Source organism: uncultured Rikenella sp., from assembly GCF_947628055.1.
GTDB lineage: Bacteria > Bacteroidota > Bacteroidia > Bacteroidales > Rikenellaceae > Rikenella.
Map to the genome: position 1 here is coordinate 1 of NZ_CANQYJ010000014.1, position 15,522 is coordinate 15,522.

Here is a 15,522-nt window from a genome sequence, read left to right on the forward strand (position 1 = left end):
GCGATTTATTTCCATGGGGGCGGAGGGGGGAGGAACGGGGCGCTTCACACTCCTATCCTTACCTCCTACTCCCGTACACAGCGTACTGAAAAACCGAAAGCGCGAGGATCATCGGCTGCTACATAAAAGATGCCCAGATAGAATCCGGAGTCATTGCCCTCGGTGCCGTTCGTCCCTGAATACCAAATAAAATGACCATTCCCCGATTCATAAAAAGTCCCTGTCGAAGGATATCGCATTCCTGTAGCCGGGTACCACGCCGACCCGCCATAAGTCTCGGGAGCCGACCAGGTACGGCCTCCGGACGGACCGACGTCCGTACCATTCCACGGCCCGTTTGCCATCGTAAATGCACTCCACAGGCTCGCCTGTTCTTTCCCGTTTTTCGGCACCCGCCAGCCTGCCGGACAGGGGTCGAACAAAGTCTTTACCCCGTCCCGCCAAAGTTCGTCGTTCTGCGGAAATGTCCAGTCAGACTGCGCCGTTCCGAAATAGAACGCGACGGGGTTGCGTTTATTCATAAAAGACAGGCCGTTTTTCCGTATCGGAAAAACGGCCCGCTTGCCATATACATCAAAAATAGATTATTTCTTGGATGCTTCGAGCGATACCTGACGGAACTCCTTCATCAGCTTGGTCAGTTCCAGCGTTGCTTTTCTGGCACGGGTACCGGCAGCTTTGTTCCCTTTTTCGTACTGCTGCATAGCATTTTCCTGAAAATTCGCGATTTCCGCAGCGATCTTTTTGAGTAATTCTTCCATAATGATTTGTTTAAGTTTTCGGAGTTCAAAAATACGAAAATCCTTGTAAAAACAAGCGTCCCGACAACATCCTGCGAAAAAAAGTCAGAAACCGGCACCCGCATTGACGATTTCGCTCCATTCTACCCATCGGTTGCCCCGAAAGCCTTGGTCAAGGCCGACGCGGAAGAATGGAACATGGAGATTCGGTGTATCGCTTGGAATATCAAGGGTTATCACATCTGCCGGATGCGCAATCCGGCGAAAGATAGCATTTTAATTCGTGCCGCGTACTTCGTTCCATGGATTTTCCGCCGAATCCCCTTTCCGTCTCGTACAGGCAGTAAGGCTAAAAGGCATAAATACCTTGCATATGCCCTCTGCGTGAAATCAAAATACGCATATAATCGACTGATTATATGCGTATTCGTACTCCGGGCGGGACTTGAACCCGCACAGCCGAAAATGGCCAAAGGATTTTAAGTCCTTCGTGTCTACCATTCCACCACCGGAGCCCAATTTGCGACCCTGCTTTTCCGGGCATGGGTTCGACTTTCGGTGCGAAGGTAGCGATTCCAGCCCGAACCCGCAAATTAATTTGTCTTCGCGCACGCCCCCATACCCAGCGTGCCGCTAATGCCGTTTTTTAAGATAAATCGTTATCTTTACCCGAAACAGAAAACCAAAAACCTACCTGATCCGATATGAAAAAGAAAAATTATCTGTTACCGGCGATCATGGGGCTGCTGTGCGTCAGTACGCTTTCGGCGCAGGTGCGGCGCGAGTTCCTGCTCGAACGGGGGTGGAAATTCACCCGTACGGACGATTCGCTGGCCGTGAGGCCGGAATTCGACGACAGCCGCTGGCAGAGCGTGACCGTGCCGCACGACTGGGCGATTTACGGGCCTTTCAACCCGAACAACGACAAACAAAACGTGGCCATCGTGCAGGACGGACAGTTAGAGCCGAGCGAACATGCGGGGCGGACAGGCGGGCTGCCGTTCGTGGGGACAGGCTGGTACCGGACGCGGTTCGACGTGCCGGAGCTCGGCGGCAAACGGGAGAAACGGGTAGCTCTGCTGTTCGACGGGGCGATGAGCGGGGCGCAGGTGTGGATCAACGGGAAAAGGGTAGGGGAGTGGCCCTATGGGTACAATTCGTTCTATTTCGACGTGACGCCGTACTTGCATGCGGACGGGATGGGGAACGTGCTGGCCGTGCGGCTGGAAAACCTGCCCGAGTCATCGCGGTGGTATCCGGGGGCGGGACTTTACCGGAACGTGCACGTGATCGTTAATGAGGCGGCGCATATCCCGGTGTGGGGGACTTGTGTGACGACCCCCGTGGTGAACGACCGTTTCGCCCGGGTGCGGGTCAGGACGGAAACCGTCTTGCCGGCCGAGGTCGCTCCGGATCGCTACCGGTTGGAGACCGAATTGCGGGACAGTTCCGGACGAGCGGTGGCGAAAGCCGTTTCCCGTCTGAGCGGATACGACGAGGGAACTTTTTCGCAGGATTTCGTGATCGATCGTCCTGTGCTGTGGGATTTGGATCATCCGGTGCTCTACACGGCGGTGTCGAGACTTTACGACGGCGACGAACTGACCGATGAGTACAGCACGCCGTTCGGCATCCGGACGATCGAGATACGACCGGACGACGGATTCTACCTCAACGGCAGGAAGACGGTCTTCAAGGGGGTTTGCAATCATCACGACTTGGGGCCGCTGGGGGCGGCGGTGAACGAGGCGGCGATCCGGCGCCAGGTGCGGATTCTGAAAGATATGGGGGCCAATGCGATCCGCACGTCGCACAACATGCCGGCGCCGGAGCTGGTGCGGGCTTGCGACGAGATGGGGATGATGCTGATGGTCGAGACGTTCGACGAGTGGAGGTCGCCGAAGTGCCAGAACGGGTATAACCGGCTGTTCGACGAGTGGGCGGAAAAGGATCTGGTGAACGTGATCCGCCATTACCGCAATTCGCCGAGCGTCGTGATGTGGTGCATCGGCAACGAGGTGCCGGAACAGGGGATGGAACATGGGGCGAAGATTGCGCGGTGGCTGCAGGACATTGCGCACCGCGAAGACCCGACGCGGCCGGTGACGCAGGGGATGGACAATCCGGGGGCGGTGATCAACAACAACTTTGGGGCGGTGATGGATGTGGCGGGCTTCAACTACCGGCCGTTCATGTATCCGGAGAACTACCGCAAGCTGCCGCAGCGGATTATTCTGGGGACGGAGACGGCTTCGACGGTCAGTTCGCGCGGGGTGTACAAATTCCCGGTGGTTCGGGCGGCGATGAAGACCTACCCGGATCATCAGGCTTCGTCTTACGATGTGGAGCACTGCGGCTGGTCGAACCTGCCGGAGGACGATTTCATCCAGCACGAGGATCTGCCGTATGCGATCGGGGAGTTCGTCTGGACGGGTTTCGACTATCTGGGCGAGCCGACGCCGTATTATACGAACTGGCCGAGCCACAGCTCGCTGTTCGGGATCGTCGATCTGGCGGGGATTCCGAAAGACCGCTACTATTTGTACCGCAGCCACTGGAATCCGAGGGCGGAGACGCTGCATATCCTGCCGCACTGGAGTTGGCCGAAGGAGCGGGTGGGGGATACGATTCCGGTGTTCGTCTATACGAATTATCCGTCGGTCGAACTGTTTATCAACGGGGTGAGCCAGGGGATTCGGACGAAGGACACGACGATCCGGGTGGAAGGGTCGTATACGAAGGAGGCGCAGGCGTCGTTCGAGCGGCAGAAGCGTTATCGGCTGATGTGGATGGATACGCGGTACGAGCCGGGGACGGTGCGTGCGGTGGCTTACGATTCGACGGGCCGCGCGGTGGCGGCCGAGGAGATACGGACGGCGGGCAAACCGTATCGCATTGAATTGACGGCGGATCGGACGGTGCTGGCGGCGACGGGCAAGGACTTGGCGTTTATCCGTGTGCAGGTGGTGGACAAGGAGGGGAATCTCTGTCCGGACGATACGCGCGAGGTGAAGTTTACGGTCAAGGGGGCTGGGAAGTTCCGGGCGGCGGCGAACGGCAATCCGGCGTCGCTGGAGCTGTTCCACCTGCCGCAGATGAAGCTGTTCAGCGGCCAGCTGACGGCGATCGTGCAGAGTGCGGAAGACCCGGGCGAGATTGTGTTCGAGGCGTCGGCGCCGGGCGTCAGGGGGGCAAAACTGACGTTGCAGAGCAAATAAGAAGCATCCGCCTATCTGCTCCCTGCGATGATTAGACGAAACTGACATTGCAGAGCAAATAAGGTTTGTCGCTGGTCTGCTATCCGGGGTCAGGCGGTTTGTCTCGGGAATCGAAACGGGCGGGGAGAGGACTCCCCGCCCGTTGTTTTGATGCGATTTTACCCCCCCCAAAAAAAGAAATCCCTGCAAATGAATCATTTGCAGGGATTCCCCATTTTACTTATCGCCTTGGCGGAGAGATAGGGATTCGAACCCTAGGTACAGTTGCCCGTACACCGCATTTCGAGTGCGGCCCGATCGACCACTCCGGCATCTCTCCAGTCAGAACAAAAACACCGCTCACCAAACCGGTATTTTCCATTCGGGAGACAAAGGTACTGCTTTTTTTTATCTTCCCAAATCTTGCAAGTGATTTAATCCCGAAAAAATCATAAATCACTCCGCATCGCTGTGTAAAGCATAGCTCCGAACGGATTCCGCCGCCGATTTACCTTTCGGAGTGAAAGAATCCGATCGAATCGTTGGCATTCCGGCTGCTAATTCTTATTTTCGGGGCACCATGCAGACACAGGATTCGACATACCCCATCCATATTTACGTTCTCGAACTGGAGGATGATTTTTGGTACGTGGGCAAAACTCACCATCCCCAATCCCGCTTTTGGCAGCACACGCACGGCAAGGGAGCTGAATGGACGAAACTGCACAAGGTAGTGCGATGCGCAGAACGGCAGGTTTTTTATGTAGAAACGGAATACGACGAAGACAAATACGAAAACCAGACTACGATCGAATGGATGGAGCGCCGAGGGTGGCAACAGGTGCGGGGCGGGTTGTGGTGCGAGGTGTCGGACGAAAAGACGCTCCGGAAACTCCACCGGTACGGCTATTTCAAGCAAGTCAAGGTTTCGCGTCAGCAGTTCGCTCCCCAATCGCTGGTGCGTTATGTGCTGGAACTCAGGGACGGGAAGTATTTCGTAGGTTACACGCGCGACCTGAGGCGCACATTGCGCAAACACGAATACGGCCGGGGGACGGAATGGACTAAAAAATACAAACCCTTGGGATTGGTGAGTGCCGAACCGTTCGAGACGCCGAGCGGGACGATCCGCAACCAGCGGGACGTCGATCCGTTAGTAATCGAGTGCTTTCGCCGCTACGGATGCGAGAATGTCCGCGGGGGTTCGTTTTCCGCTGTCGACGAGGATGAACATTTAGAGGCCCTTATCAAATACGGGATCGAAATCGATTAACGGCGGCTTCCGAATCCCGGGAATATCCGCCGTTTCAAAAAACGGATCCGGAATCCGTACATGTTTCCGGTCGCCTCGGTCGGGGCAATCGAACAGCGGGGATCGAACGAATCAATGCGATGACCAGGCGACACCTCCACGAAGCAAACCATGCGAACGGTCTTGACGAGCCGAGGTGAAGACGTCCGGAAAACGACGAAAAACCCTATCAAGAACATCCGGGGATTATTCCGACTTCGACTTGACGGCCGTCTCCCCGGTCAGCACCCGGAAACCGGCCGCCGGCAACTTTACTTGACCGAACCTACCGGTTCAAGCCCGTACTTAGATTGCGAGCCTGCCGGCATCCAGTGGAGCAGGTAGAATTTTCCCGATTTCCGCTCCGCCACGAGCGGCGCTATTTCCTCCAGCAACTTCCATTCAAACGGCGACACCGTCTCCAGACACCGGTCGAGCTGCGCCTTGTCGTTCGTCCCCCACACCAGCGGCATCAACTTCACCTCTTTCCATATCTGCCGTTTTTCGTCCAGGTCGTCATACTCCGCCGCGCACGGCATCCGGTCGCCCTTTTTATAAGACCAGTCGCCGCAACCCACCGTGTACAGCATGCAAGCCCATTTGCCTTCCACTTTGCGGAACCGGTCGTGCACCTTTTTCCAGTAATCTTCCCGGATTTTTTCCGCTTCGTCCTTCAGGGAGCCGGGCCATTTCGCGATGTACTCCCGCCACACCTCCGTCCACTTTTCGTCCGCTACCGCCATGACCTGCTTATACTCTTTTCCGGGCATCCGATCGCTGCCGTTGAAATAACGGCAGAACCTGCGGCCCGGCGCACCGACATTCACCAACACCGCGATTTTCAGCGGGTTTTCGCTCACTACCACGGCCCCCGCCACCAGCGCCTCGCCGTACATCCGGCACCGCTCGCCTCCGAACAGATACCACAACTCCGTCGTGCCGACCCAAAATCCCATCAACGACACGAGCCCGGAGATCACTCCCAGCACCGTCCCCCACCATGCCCCCTGCCCGAACAGCCATACGCACAGCGCCCCCATCATCACCCCGATGACCAGACACGTCACCTCCACGTGCCAGTCCGACCGCAGGTACAGATCGTACCGGCGCACTCTTTGCGGATCAGCCGTGATATGAGAAGACCTTTCCGCCCATTTGCCGTCGGGTTGCATCTCCGGAGCTTCCTGCTTCGGCGCCTCAATTCTCAGTTGCAAGTGTTCCATCAGAATTCCTTTTCGTCCAGTTCCACCACCGTCGTATCCTCTTCTTTGTCGTATGCCCGTTCCTCCCCCTGCGGATCCCAGCTCTCGGTTACTTCCTCCTCGGCTAATGCCTCATCGAACGACTCGATTTCGACCGTTCCGTTGGGCCGGTTATAAACGAAATAAAGCTCATCCTCGTCCATCTCTTCCGCCTTCGGCGCCAACTTATCCAGAAGCTCCCATTCAAAAGCGGGAATGGCTTCCATGCACCGTTTCAGGTCTTCTTCGTTCCGCGTCCCCCACACCAGCGGGATCACCTCCATCATCGTCCAAATCCTCTGTTCCTCGTCCTCCGCGCCATACCCGGAACTGCACGGCATCCGGTCGCCTTTTTTATAAGACCAGTCGCCGCTGCCCACCACATGCAGTTTGCAAGCCCAGCGTCCTACCGCATCTTTGTCCTCTCTGTATAACCTCTTCTTGATCGGAATCCAATAACTGTCGTATAGTTCGTCTGCTCGTTCCGGCGTCTCCGCTTTCAGGTACATATCTTCCCATTCAGCGTCCCATATTTTCTCCGCCTCCCTCAAGGCATCCATGTATTCCTTTTTGGAAATTTCCTTTTCCCCGTCGAAATAGCGGCGGTATTCCATCTCGTGCGAAGTGCCGATATCGGTCAGCGCCAGCACGGTCAGCGGCTCTTCGCGCACCACCACCGCCCCGATCAGCAGCGAATCATCGTACATTTCCGCCCGGCCACTCCCGAGCAGATAACGCAGCTCCCCGATCTTGAACCACAACAGGGCCCCCGCCGCCGCACCCACCAGCACTCCCGACACGATCCCCCACCACGTCAGACACCAGATCAGAGCCGCTGCTGCCGCCGCCAGCCCTACGCCGACAGCCAGCAACAGAAACGCATTCTTTGCATCGTGACGCAAGGCCCGGTCGTATTTCCAGATCCGTTTCCGTTCTACCCGAATATGCGCCGCGCGTTCAGCTCGGGTTCCGTTCTTCGCGACCGAGCCGGCATCTCCCGGCTCGAGTTGTTCTTTTTGTTTTTCCATCGAAATCATAGAATTGGACCGACACGCGGTCAGTAATACTTAATGAAAGACGACAAATATAAAAGCAATTACTGGAAAAATTGCAAAATTCTGTCGAAACCGCCCCATCCGGCCCGCAGAGTGTGAAAATCCCGGAAAATAGCGTATATTTGCCGACACACCTTTACCGCAGGAAAGGCGGGGAAAGCATCATTACATTGATATACAGTCAATTAATTCATAAACCACAACAAAATGTCCAACGTAAAACGCGTTTATTCGTTCGGTAACAAAAAGGCCGAAGGAAACGGCAAGATGAAAGAGCTGCTCGGCGGCAAAGGAGCCAATCTGGCTGAAATGAACCTGATCGGTATCCCTGTGCCGGCGGGTTTCACCATTACCACCGAAGTATGCACCGAATTCTATACCCACGGTAAGGAAGGTGTGATCGCCATGATCAAGCCGGACGTGGAAAAGGCTATGAAAGATGTCGAAAAACAGATGGGGATGGAGTTCGGCTCGACGACCAATCCGCTCTTGATGTCGGTGCGCTCGGGGGCGCGGGTTTCGATGCCGGGGATGATGGACACCATCCTGAACCTGGGGATGAACGACCAAGCGGTCGAAGCGGTGGCCAAGCGCAGCGGGAATCCGCGGTTCGCTTGGGACTCGTACCGCCGGTTCGTGCAGATGTACGGCGACGTGGTGCTCGGGATGAAACCGCAGTCGAAAGAAGACCACGACCCGTTTGAAGAGATCATCGACAACATGAAGGCGGCCAAGGGGATTGTGAACGACACCGAATTTACAGCGGACGACCTCAAGGAGATGGTGACCAAATTCAAGGCCGCCGTGCTCAAACAGACCGGCAAGGACTTCCCGAACGATCCGTGGGAACAGCTCTGGGGCGCGATCTGCGCGGTGTTTGAAAGCTGGATGAACGAACGGGCAATCCTCTACCGGCAGATGCACAAATATCCGTCGGACTGGGGGACGGCGGTCAATGTACAGGCCATGGTCTTCGGGAACATGGGGGACAACTCGGCGACCGGGGTGGCCTTTACGCGCGATGCGGCGACCGGCGAAAATATCTTCAACGGCGAATATTTAGTCAATGCACAGGGGGAAGACGTTGTAGCGGGGATTCGCACGCCGCAGCAGATCACGATCGAAGGTTCCAGAAGATGGGCTAAGCTGCAGGGAATCAGCGAAGAAGAACGCAAAGCGAAATATCCGTCACTCGAAGAAGTGATGCCGGCGGTATATAAGGAACTCGACGAAATCCAAAACCATCTCGAAACCTACTTTACGGACATGCAGGACATCGAGTTTACCATTCAGGACGGTAAGCTGTGGATGCTCCAGACACGGTCGGGGAAACGGACCGGGGAAGCGATGGTGCGGATGGCGATGGAGATGCTCGCCGAAGGGCTGATCGACGAAAAGACGGCGGTGCTGCGGGTCGAACCGGCAAAATTGGATGAATTGCTGCACCCGGTGTTCGACAAGGATGCGGTCAAATCGGCTAAGGTGCTGACCAAAGGGCTGCCGGCATCGCCGGGGGCGGCGACCGGACAGATCGTCTTCTTCGCCGACGATGCAGAGGCTTGGAAGGAAAAGGGGAAGGAAACGATCCTCGTGCGTATCGAAACCTCGCCGGAAGATCTGAAAGGGATGAACGCTGCGAACGGGATTCTGACGGCAAGAGGGGGGATGACCAGCCATGCTGCAGTGGTGGCGAGAGGGATGGGGAAATGCTGCGTTTCCGGTGCGGGGGCTATTCAGGTGGACTACAAAGCGCGGACGATAACCATCGGCGGGACGGTGCTCAAGGAAGGGGACTGGATCTCGCTCAACGGCTCGACGGGCGAAGTGTACGAAGGGAAAGTCGCTACGCAGGCGGCGGATCTGTCGGGAGACTTCGGCAAGCTGATGGACCTGGCGAACAAATATGCGCACTTGAAAGTGCGGGCCAATGCCGACACGCCGCGCGATGCGAAACAGGCATTCGCGTTCGGCGCGCAGGGGATCGGCCTTTGCCGGACGGAACACATGTTCTTTGAAGGGGATCGGATCAAATCCGTGCGCGAAATGATCCTCGCCGATGACGAACAAGGGCGGCGGAAAGCGTTGGCAAAGCTGTTGCCGATCCAGCGCGGCGACTTTGAAGGGCTGTTTGAAGTGATGGAAGGGAATCCGGTGACCGTGCGGCTTCTCGACCCGCCGTTGCACGAATTCGTACCGCATTTCGAAAAAGAACAGCGCGAACTGGCAGCTGAAATGGGCGTAAGCTACGAAAAGATCAAGGACAAGGTCGCATCGCTGGCCGAAGTCAATCCGATGCTGGGACACCGCGGTTGCCGCTTGGGGAACACCTATCCGGAAATTACGGAAATGCAGACCCGCGCGATTATCGAAGCGGCGATGAACGTGAAGAAGAAAGGGGTGCCGGTGCATGTCGAAATCATGGTGCCGCTCGTGGGGAACCACAAGGAACTCAAGTACCAGAAGAAGATCATCGATGCCACTGCCAATGAAGTCTTTGCAGAACGCAACGACAAGATCGACTATATGGTCGGGACGATGATCGAAGTTCCGCGTGCGGCGGTGACGGCGAACGAAATTGCGGAAGTGGCTCAGTTCTTCTCGTTCGGGACGAACGACCTGACCCAGATGACGCTCGGTTTCTCGCGGGACGACATCGGGAAGTTCCTGCCGGAATACCTCAAACGGGGGATTCTGAAACAAGACCCGTTCCAGATTCTGGATGTCAAAGGGGTCGGACAGCTGATTCGCGAAGCGGTGTTCAAGGGACGCGGGGTTCGCGAAGGCCTCAAGTGCGGGATTTGCGGCGAACACGGTGGGGAACCGAGTTCGGTTGAATTCTGCCACTATGCGGGGCTGAACTACGTTTCCTGCTCGCCGTTCCGGGTGCCGATCGCAAGACTGGCGGCGGCTCACGCGGCTTTGAAGCAGGAAAAAATAGGGTAAACTTTATTCTCTATACGACGCGAAAGTCCGGAACGATCATAGATCGTTCCGGACTTTTTCTTTTGTGGGGCGATTCGTCGGGCGGAGGCTGAGATATGGCGATACGGCGTATGTTCGTTCGCCGCGGGGACGCATTGCGTCTGTTTAGTGGGGTTTGCTCGGCTCGGTTTGAAATTCGGATGACTCCGGTCCCTGCAATACGGAGTTTCCCCCTCCCGCGGGACTCCGTTGGAACCTTTTGTTGGAGTTTGAGAGGAGTTATTTAAGCGGCCCATGTGGGGCGCAGTATCTTGGTTATCTTGTTGCCGGCAGACTTTTGGGGATAGTTTCATTCGGATCGCGTACCGGGCAGCACACCTCAAGCCTGACATAGGGAGATCATAGCCGAAAGTCTTTTCACATGTTAAGTGGTATCGGATCGGGTGCCCAGCGGCACCGGGCCCGCGGGGGGCGAGAGACAGCCTCTACCCAAAAGCAAAACCCATAAAACGCGGCACCGATGCTGCGCATCGCCGGGGGCGGGTCTATCCTAACGAAATAAAAACTAACCCCGTTGGTTTTGAGAAGAAGCCGCCGCTTTCAGTTCCCGCTGGCGGTGGCAACACCACGGCGCGATGGCAAGCATCGCACTTCGGCGACCGGGCCGTACAGACATAACGCCCATGAAGAATCAGCCAATGATGCGCCCGCCCCAAGAGTTCCGGCGGGATGTGCGCCACCAGAGCCCGTTCGGTTTGGAGCGGATTTTTGGAGCGCGTCGTCAGCCCGATCCGTTCGGCCACCCGGAACACGTGCGTATCGACCGCCATCGCCGGTTTTCCGTAAACGATCGAGACGATCACGTTCGCCGTTTTGCGCCCCACCCCTTGGAGCGTGACCAGCTCTTCGACCGTATCGGGCACCTGCCCGCCGTACGTATCTTGTAGCCTCCGGGCCATCGCGACTAAATGTTCGGCCTTAGCGTTCGGATACAAGACCGACCGGACAGACTCGAACACCTCGTCCGGCGTCGCGCGTCCGGAAACCGCTCGAACAGAGCCGGCGTCACCAGATTCACCCGTTTGTCGGTACACTGCGCCGACAGCATGACCGCCACCAGCATTCGTACGGAGTTCGATAGTGTAATTCCGTTTCGGCTTCGGGCATGTGCTCCGAGAACCAGCCGATGATCCCCGCAAACCGTTCTTTGATCGTCATAGTGTTCAGTCCGGTAAGGTTTGCGATAAATGTAATGAAAATTAGCCGGCCGCAAAGCCCCCGCCCAGTCTGTTTTCTTGGGTTTTATTTCCGAACTTTAGAGGGACCTAACCAACTCTTTCTGTGCCATGAAAAGGCTGCTTCTTTGGGGAGTTGGCATCGAGAGATCCCAACACCGAATTTTATACTCAAACCGGTGCGTCTTATACACCCGAATCCGCTAAATCCGAACGTATACAATAATAAGTAAGTAATCGCCTGTAATATAATTTGATATTATTCATACTTATTATTATATTTGCGTCATATTTAGTCACTAACTAACTTTTGTTCAAAATGAAAAACATCCTTTTTTATGCAGCTGCCATGCTGTGTGTTTCGGCAGCCGTGATTTGTATGGCTGGTCGTCAAAGTATGTATACATCCCATTTGCTCAAGGCCGATGTGGAATCATTGGCTGAATGTGAAATTCATAAAGGAGACCAAGTGTTGTTCAGGTGTGTAGGAAATGAGGGCTGGTGTAGCATCAAGAAATTCGGGTATACATTGGAATGCAACGGTCGAGCTGAAGAGTAAAAATGATTCAAGTTTTGAGCGTATCGGGCAACCTTAGGGTGGCCCGATATATTTGTGTGATGTTTGAAACTGAAAAAAGAAGTATATTTGATCTTGTTTGGGCAGGATAAATTGTAATCTCTTATGAAAAACTCAACAAAGAAGATCGGACTCCGAATGGGGACGGTGTTCTGGTTATTGGAATTGGTTTGTTTTTTGTCGGCTTGTAATACCGAGAAAGAAGAGGTGGTTGAGTTGGATGATCGAGTTAAAACCGAAGCGCTTGATTTGACGGTCGATACGGTGTGGGTGGATAGTGTTTTTCTCCATGCCCGCCGGTTTTTCGTTTATCGGGATTCGGTATTGATTGTGGTCAATAAACCGAACTCGGACTGTGCTACCTTGCAATTGTATAACTTGAAAACGCAGCGACCGATAGCGGATTATCTGTCCCAGGGAAAAGGACCGAACGAGGTACTGGAGGCGTCGGTTAATCTGGAGGGCGACATCTTGATCTTACGGGATTTTATCCGAAAACAGGTAGCTTTCATTTCGCTGGATTCTTTATTATCCGTCAAAGGATATACGATTCCTTTGCGGCAGTATCGGTATATCTCTTTCGGATTGAATCGGATGGGTAATGGCCGGACTGTTTTTGAAAATCCGTATTGTTTCCAGGCCAAGAAACAGGGAATCGACAATAAAGCATCGCGTTTCCTGCTCGGTGATGCTCAAACGACCCTGGCGGATTTTGGAACGTATCGGTATAATACGTTCAATGTATCGCAAGGATTCGTTGTGATGAATCCGGACAGGAATGTTTTGGTATATGCTTCCTTATCAGAACCGGTGGTGGAACTCAGAGATACGGTGCTCAATCTGCAGAAACGGATAAAAGGACCCGATTCGTTCGATGATATCCGGTATAAAGTGCGAGAAGATGACACTTCCATTCCGGATGTGGTGTATCAAGGTATAGTTCCGTATGCTTATGTCGGTTATTGTTGCGATTCTGTCGGTTTTTATCTTGCCTATACAGATGCCCGTCTATCGGGTGAAATGACCGATGAGCGAAGATTCCCCTGCTGGATATTCCGGTTCGATTGGGCAGGAAATCTTGTAAACAGTTATGCGGTGGGTCGTTATGTGAATGCGTTGTCTTCAGGGAGCGACATACATACGATTTATGCGACAGGATACGATGACGACATGATGCCTCAACTGGTGCGGCTGACATTGCCCTCGTAGTCTGGTTTAATGTTTTTGATTAAGTATCGGTATATGAAGACGGTTCTTGTTTGGATTGTCTGTGGTGTTTTATTTGTCGTATTCTTTTCCTGTGGTTCGAGAGGAACGATGGAGAAGAGGATGAAAGAAGAAGATATGCGTGCCGAGGTGATCGTGAAGGCAGTTAAAGGAGCGGATCGTGGTCGAACTTATTCCGACTTGCCTCGTGCCGTGGATTCCTTGTTACGTGCAGGAACGAAAGGACATAAAGGATTCGAGGTTGCTTATTTTGTTTATTCCGGTTGTTCGAGCTGTATCGGGGAGTTATTGGATTTTTTGGACGTAATCGAACGGACGGGATTGGAATTGCCGGTGATCATTGTACCGTCAAGCAGACACGATCAACCGACGATCGAGTATTATGTGGAACAGACGGGAGTAACTCCTTCGTCGGACATGACGATTATAAAACCGATGCTGCCCGTTTCGGAACTTAAAGAGCTAAATGGTCGTGTTGTCATTCTTTATGATGGCATTCCTGTCAATGGGTTTTATTTCGCTAATCGGTAAAAAACAAGCCGCACAGAATTAAATTCTGTGCGGCTTGTTTTGTGACATAAATATTACAACCGTCCCTTCAGTTTTTCCCCTTCGGCTTCGTACCCCGGTTTGCCGAGCAAAGCGAACATATTCTTTTTATACGCCTCGACCCCCGGTTGGTCGAACGGGTTGACACCCAGCGCATAGCCGCTGATCCCGCATGCCTTTTCAAACATATAGAGCAGTGCTCCGATCGTACGCGCATCAATCTTGGGCAGTTCGACAGCAATGTTCGGCACCCCGCCGTCCACATGGGCCAGCATCGTCCCCAGAATCGCCATCCGATTGACCTCCCCGATACGTTTCCCGGCCAGGAAATTCAAACCGTCGAGATTCTCCGGATCGGTTCCGATCTTGAAAGTATGAGCCGGTTCCGCTACGCGGATCACAGTTTCAAACAACGTCCGCTCACCCTCCTGAATATATTGTCCCATCGAATGCAGATCCGCCGTCAAAGTCACAGAGGCCGGGAAAATCCCCTTCCCGTTCTTTCCTTCGCTCTCGCCGTAAAGTTGTTTCCACCATTCGCCGATATTCTGCAATTTCGGCTCGTACGACGCCAATATTTCGATCTTTCGACCCGCCCGGTAGAGCGCCGTCCGCGCCGCTGCATACTGCATCGCCGGATTTTCAGCAAAAGATGCCGTAGCGGTCAGCCGTTCCATTTCAGCCGCCCCAGCCACGAGTTCACGAATATCCACGCCTGCCACCGCTAACGGCAAAAGCCCTACCGGCGTCAGCACCGAATACCGGCCGCCTACATTGTCCGGAATGACGAATGTGTCGTATCCTTCCGTATCGGCCAGTTTGCGCAGCGCTCCTTTCGCCTCGTCAGTCACGGCTGCGATCCGCCGCGCCGCTCCCTGCTTGCCGTAGCGCCTTTCGATCTCCTCCCGGATGATGCGGAAAGCGATAGCCGGCTCGGTAGTCGTTCCCGACTTGGAGATGACGATGGCGGCTATGTCGTAATCTTTGACGGCCTGCATCAATTCCCAGGTATAATCTTCACTGATATTCTGCCCGGCGAAAATCACCCGCGGGTTCACGCCTTTGCGCGGAGCGACGAGGCTGTCGAACGACCCGCTCAATGCTTCCAGCACGGCTTTCGCTCCCAGATACGAGCCGCCGATACCGATCGCGATAACGATGTCGGCTTCGCCGCGCAAGGTGTCGGCAACAGCCTGAATAGCATTCAGCTGCGTCTCCGTAATCGAGGAGGGCAGATTCACCCATCCCAGGAAGTCGTTCCCTTTGCCCCTGCCGTTGTGCAGCAATTGGTTGGCTTGCTCGATCTCCGGTTGCAAAGCGGCGATGTCCGCCTCCTTGACCGTCGAGGCCGGGGCGAAAATCTGATCGATCCGTACATTCACACTTTTCATAATTATGCGCTTATTTTAGTTGATCTTGAATTGTTAAGCTCCGCACACAAGTGTATTTCCGTGACAGCAGCCAAGCCGGATTGCCGGCGAGAGCCTG

General features: G+C 54.7%; 11 protein-coding genes, 2 tRNA genes and 1 pseudogene. 6 read left to right on the forward strand and 8 right to left on the reverse strand.

Annotation, left to right across the window (positions count from 1 at the left end):
* Window positions 1-65: 65 nt before the first annotated feature.
* The 3 genes from Q0Z93_RS02455 to Q0Z93_RS02465 all read right to left on the reverse strand — a co-directional run bounded on the left by Q0Z93_RS02455 (window position 66) and on the right by Q0Z93_RS02465 (window position 1,255).
* On the reverse strand, window positions 66-521 hold the full coding sequence (locus Q0Z93_RS02455) for a hypothetical protein (RefSeq protein ID WP_298062225.1): 456 nt from the start codon (window positions 519-521) through the stop codon (window positions 66-68).
* A 63-nt stretch (window positions 522-584) separates the two neighbouring features.
* A complete protein-coding gene (locus tag Q0Z93_RS02460) occupies window positions 585-761 on the reverse strand; it encodes a histone H1 (RefSeq protein ID WP_298062227.1) in 177 nt (58 codons plus the stop codon).
* 409 nt (window positions 762-1,170) lie between these two features.
* A tRNA-Leu gene (locus Q0Z93_RS02465) sits at window positions 1,171-1,255 on the reverse strand.
* Window positions 1,256-1,444: 189 nt separating this feature from the next.
* On the opposite strand from Q0Z93_RS02465, the gene Q0Z93_RS02470 reads away from it, so the two are divergent.
* Window positions 1,445-3,958, forward strand: coding sequence for a glycoside hydrolase family 2 TIM barrel-domain containing protein (locus Q0Z93_RS02470; protein ID WP_298062229.1), 2,514 nt, complete (start codon window positions 1,445-1,447; stop codon window positions 3,956-3,958).
* Window positions 3,959-4,187: 229 nt separating this feature from the next.
* Here Q0Z93_RS02470 and Q0Z93_RS02475 read toward each other — a convergent pair.
* Window positions 4,188-4,277, reverse strand: a tRNA-Ser gene (locus Q0Z93_RS02475).
* Window positions 4,278-4,517: 240 nt separating this feature from the next.
* Here Q0Z93_RS02475 and Q0Z93_RS02480 point away from each other — a divergent pair.
* On the forward strand, window positions 4,518-5,210 hold the full coding sequence (locus tag Q0Z93_RS02480; RefSeq protein ID WP_298062231.1) for a GIY-YIG nuclease family protein: 693 nt from the start codon (window positions 4,518-4,520) through the stop codon (window positions 5,208-5,210).
* Window positions 5,211-5,500: 290 nt separating this feature from the next.
* Here the strand turns inward: Q0Z93_RS02480 and Q0Z93_RS02485 are convergent, their stop codons facing one another.
* Window positions 5,501-6,451, reverse strand: a complete 951-nt coding sequence (locus tag Q0Z93_RS02485; protein ID WP_298062233.1) for a DUF3239 domain-containing protein — start codon at window positions 6,449-6,451, stop codon at window positions 5,501-5,503.
* Window positions 6,451-7,497 carry a DUF3239 domain-containing protein gene (locus Q0Z93_RS02490; protein WP_298062235.1) on the reverse strand — a complete coding sequence of 349 codons (1,047 nt, stop codon included), beginning with the start codon at window positions 7,495-7,497 and terminating at the stop codon, window positions 6,451-6,453. The genes Q0Z93_RS02485 and Q0Z93_RS02490 overlap by 1 nt, the downstream gene beginning before the upstream one ends.
* Window positions 7,498-7,731: 234 nt before the next feature.
* Here Q0Z93_RS02490 and ppdK point away from each other — a divergent pair, with 234 nt between their 5' ends.
* Window positions 7,732-10,467 (forward strand): pyruvate, phosphate dikinase, encoded by a 2,736-nt coding sequence (gene ppdK / locus Q0Z93_RS02495; protein WP_298062237.1) that lies wholly within the window; start codon window positions 7,732-7,734, stop codon window positions 10,465-10,467.
* A 544-nt stretch (window positions 10,468-11,011) separates the two neighbouring features.
* Here ppdK and nth read toward each other — a convergent pair.
* A pseudogene (gene nth, locus Q0Z93_RS02500) lies at window positions 11,012-11,664 on the reverse strand (endonuclease III).
* Between the two features lie 336 nt (window positions 11,665-12,000).
* Here nth and Q0Z93_RS02505 point away from each other — a divergent pair.
* The 3 genes from Q0Z93_RS02505 (at window position 12,001) to Q0Z93_RS02515 (ending at window position 14,016) form a co-directional block, all read left to right on the forward strand.
* Window positions 12,001-12,240 (forward strand): hypothetical protein, encoded by a 240-nt coding sequence (locus Q0Z93_RS02505; protein ID WP_298062239.1) that lies wholly within the window; start codon window positions 12,001-12,003, stop codon window positions 12,238-12,240.
* A 123-nt stretch (window positions 12,241-12,363) separates the two neighbouring features.
* Window positions 12,364-13,467 carry a hypothetical protein gene (locus Q0Z93_RS02510; RefSeq protein WP_298062241.1) on the forward strand — a complete coding sequence of 368 codons (1,104 nt, stop codon included), beginning with the start codon at window positions 12,364-12,366 and terminating at the stop codon, window positions 13,465-13,467.
* 120 nt (window positions 13,468-13,587) lie between these two features.
* Window positions 13,588-14,016: a hypothetical protein gene (locus Q0Z93_RS02515; RefSeq protein WP_298062242.1), complete on the forward strand. Its 429-nt coding sequence runs from the start codon at window positions 13,588-13,590 to the stop codon at window positions 14,014-14,016.
* 53 nt (window positions 14,017-14,069) lie between these two features.
* Here Q0Z93_RS02515 and Q0Z93_RS02520 read toward each other — a convergent pair whose 3' ends face one another.
* Window positions 14,070-15,425, reverse strand: coding sequence for a glucose-6-phosphate isomerase (locus Q0Z93_RS02520; protein WP_298062244.1), 1,356 nt, complete (start codon window positions 15,423-15,425; stop codon window positions 14,070-14,072).
* Between the last annotated feature and the right edge of the window lie 97 nt (window positions 15,426-15,522).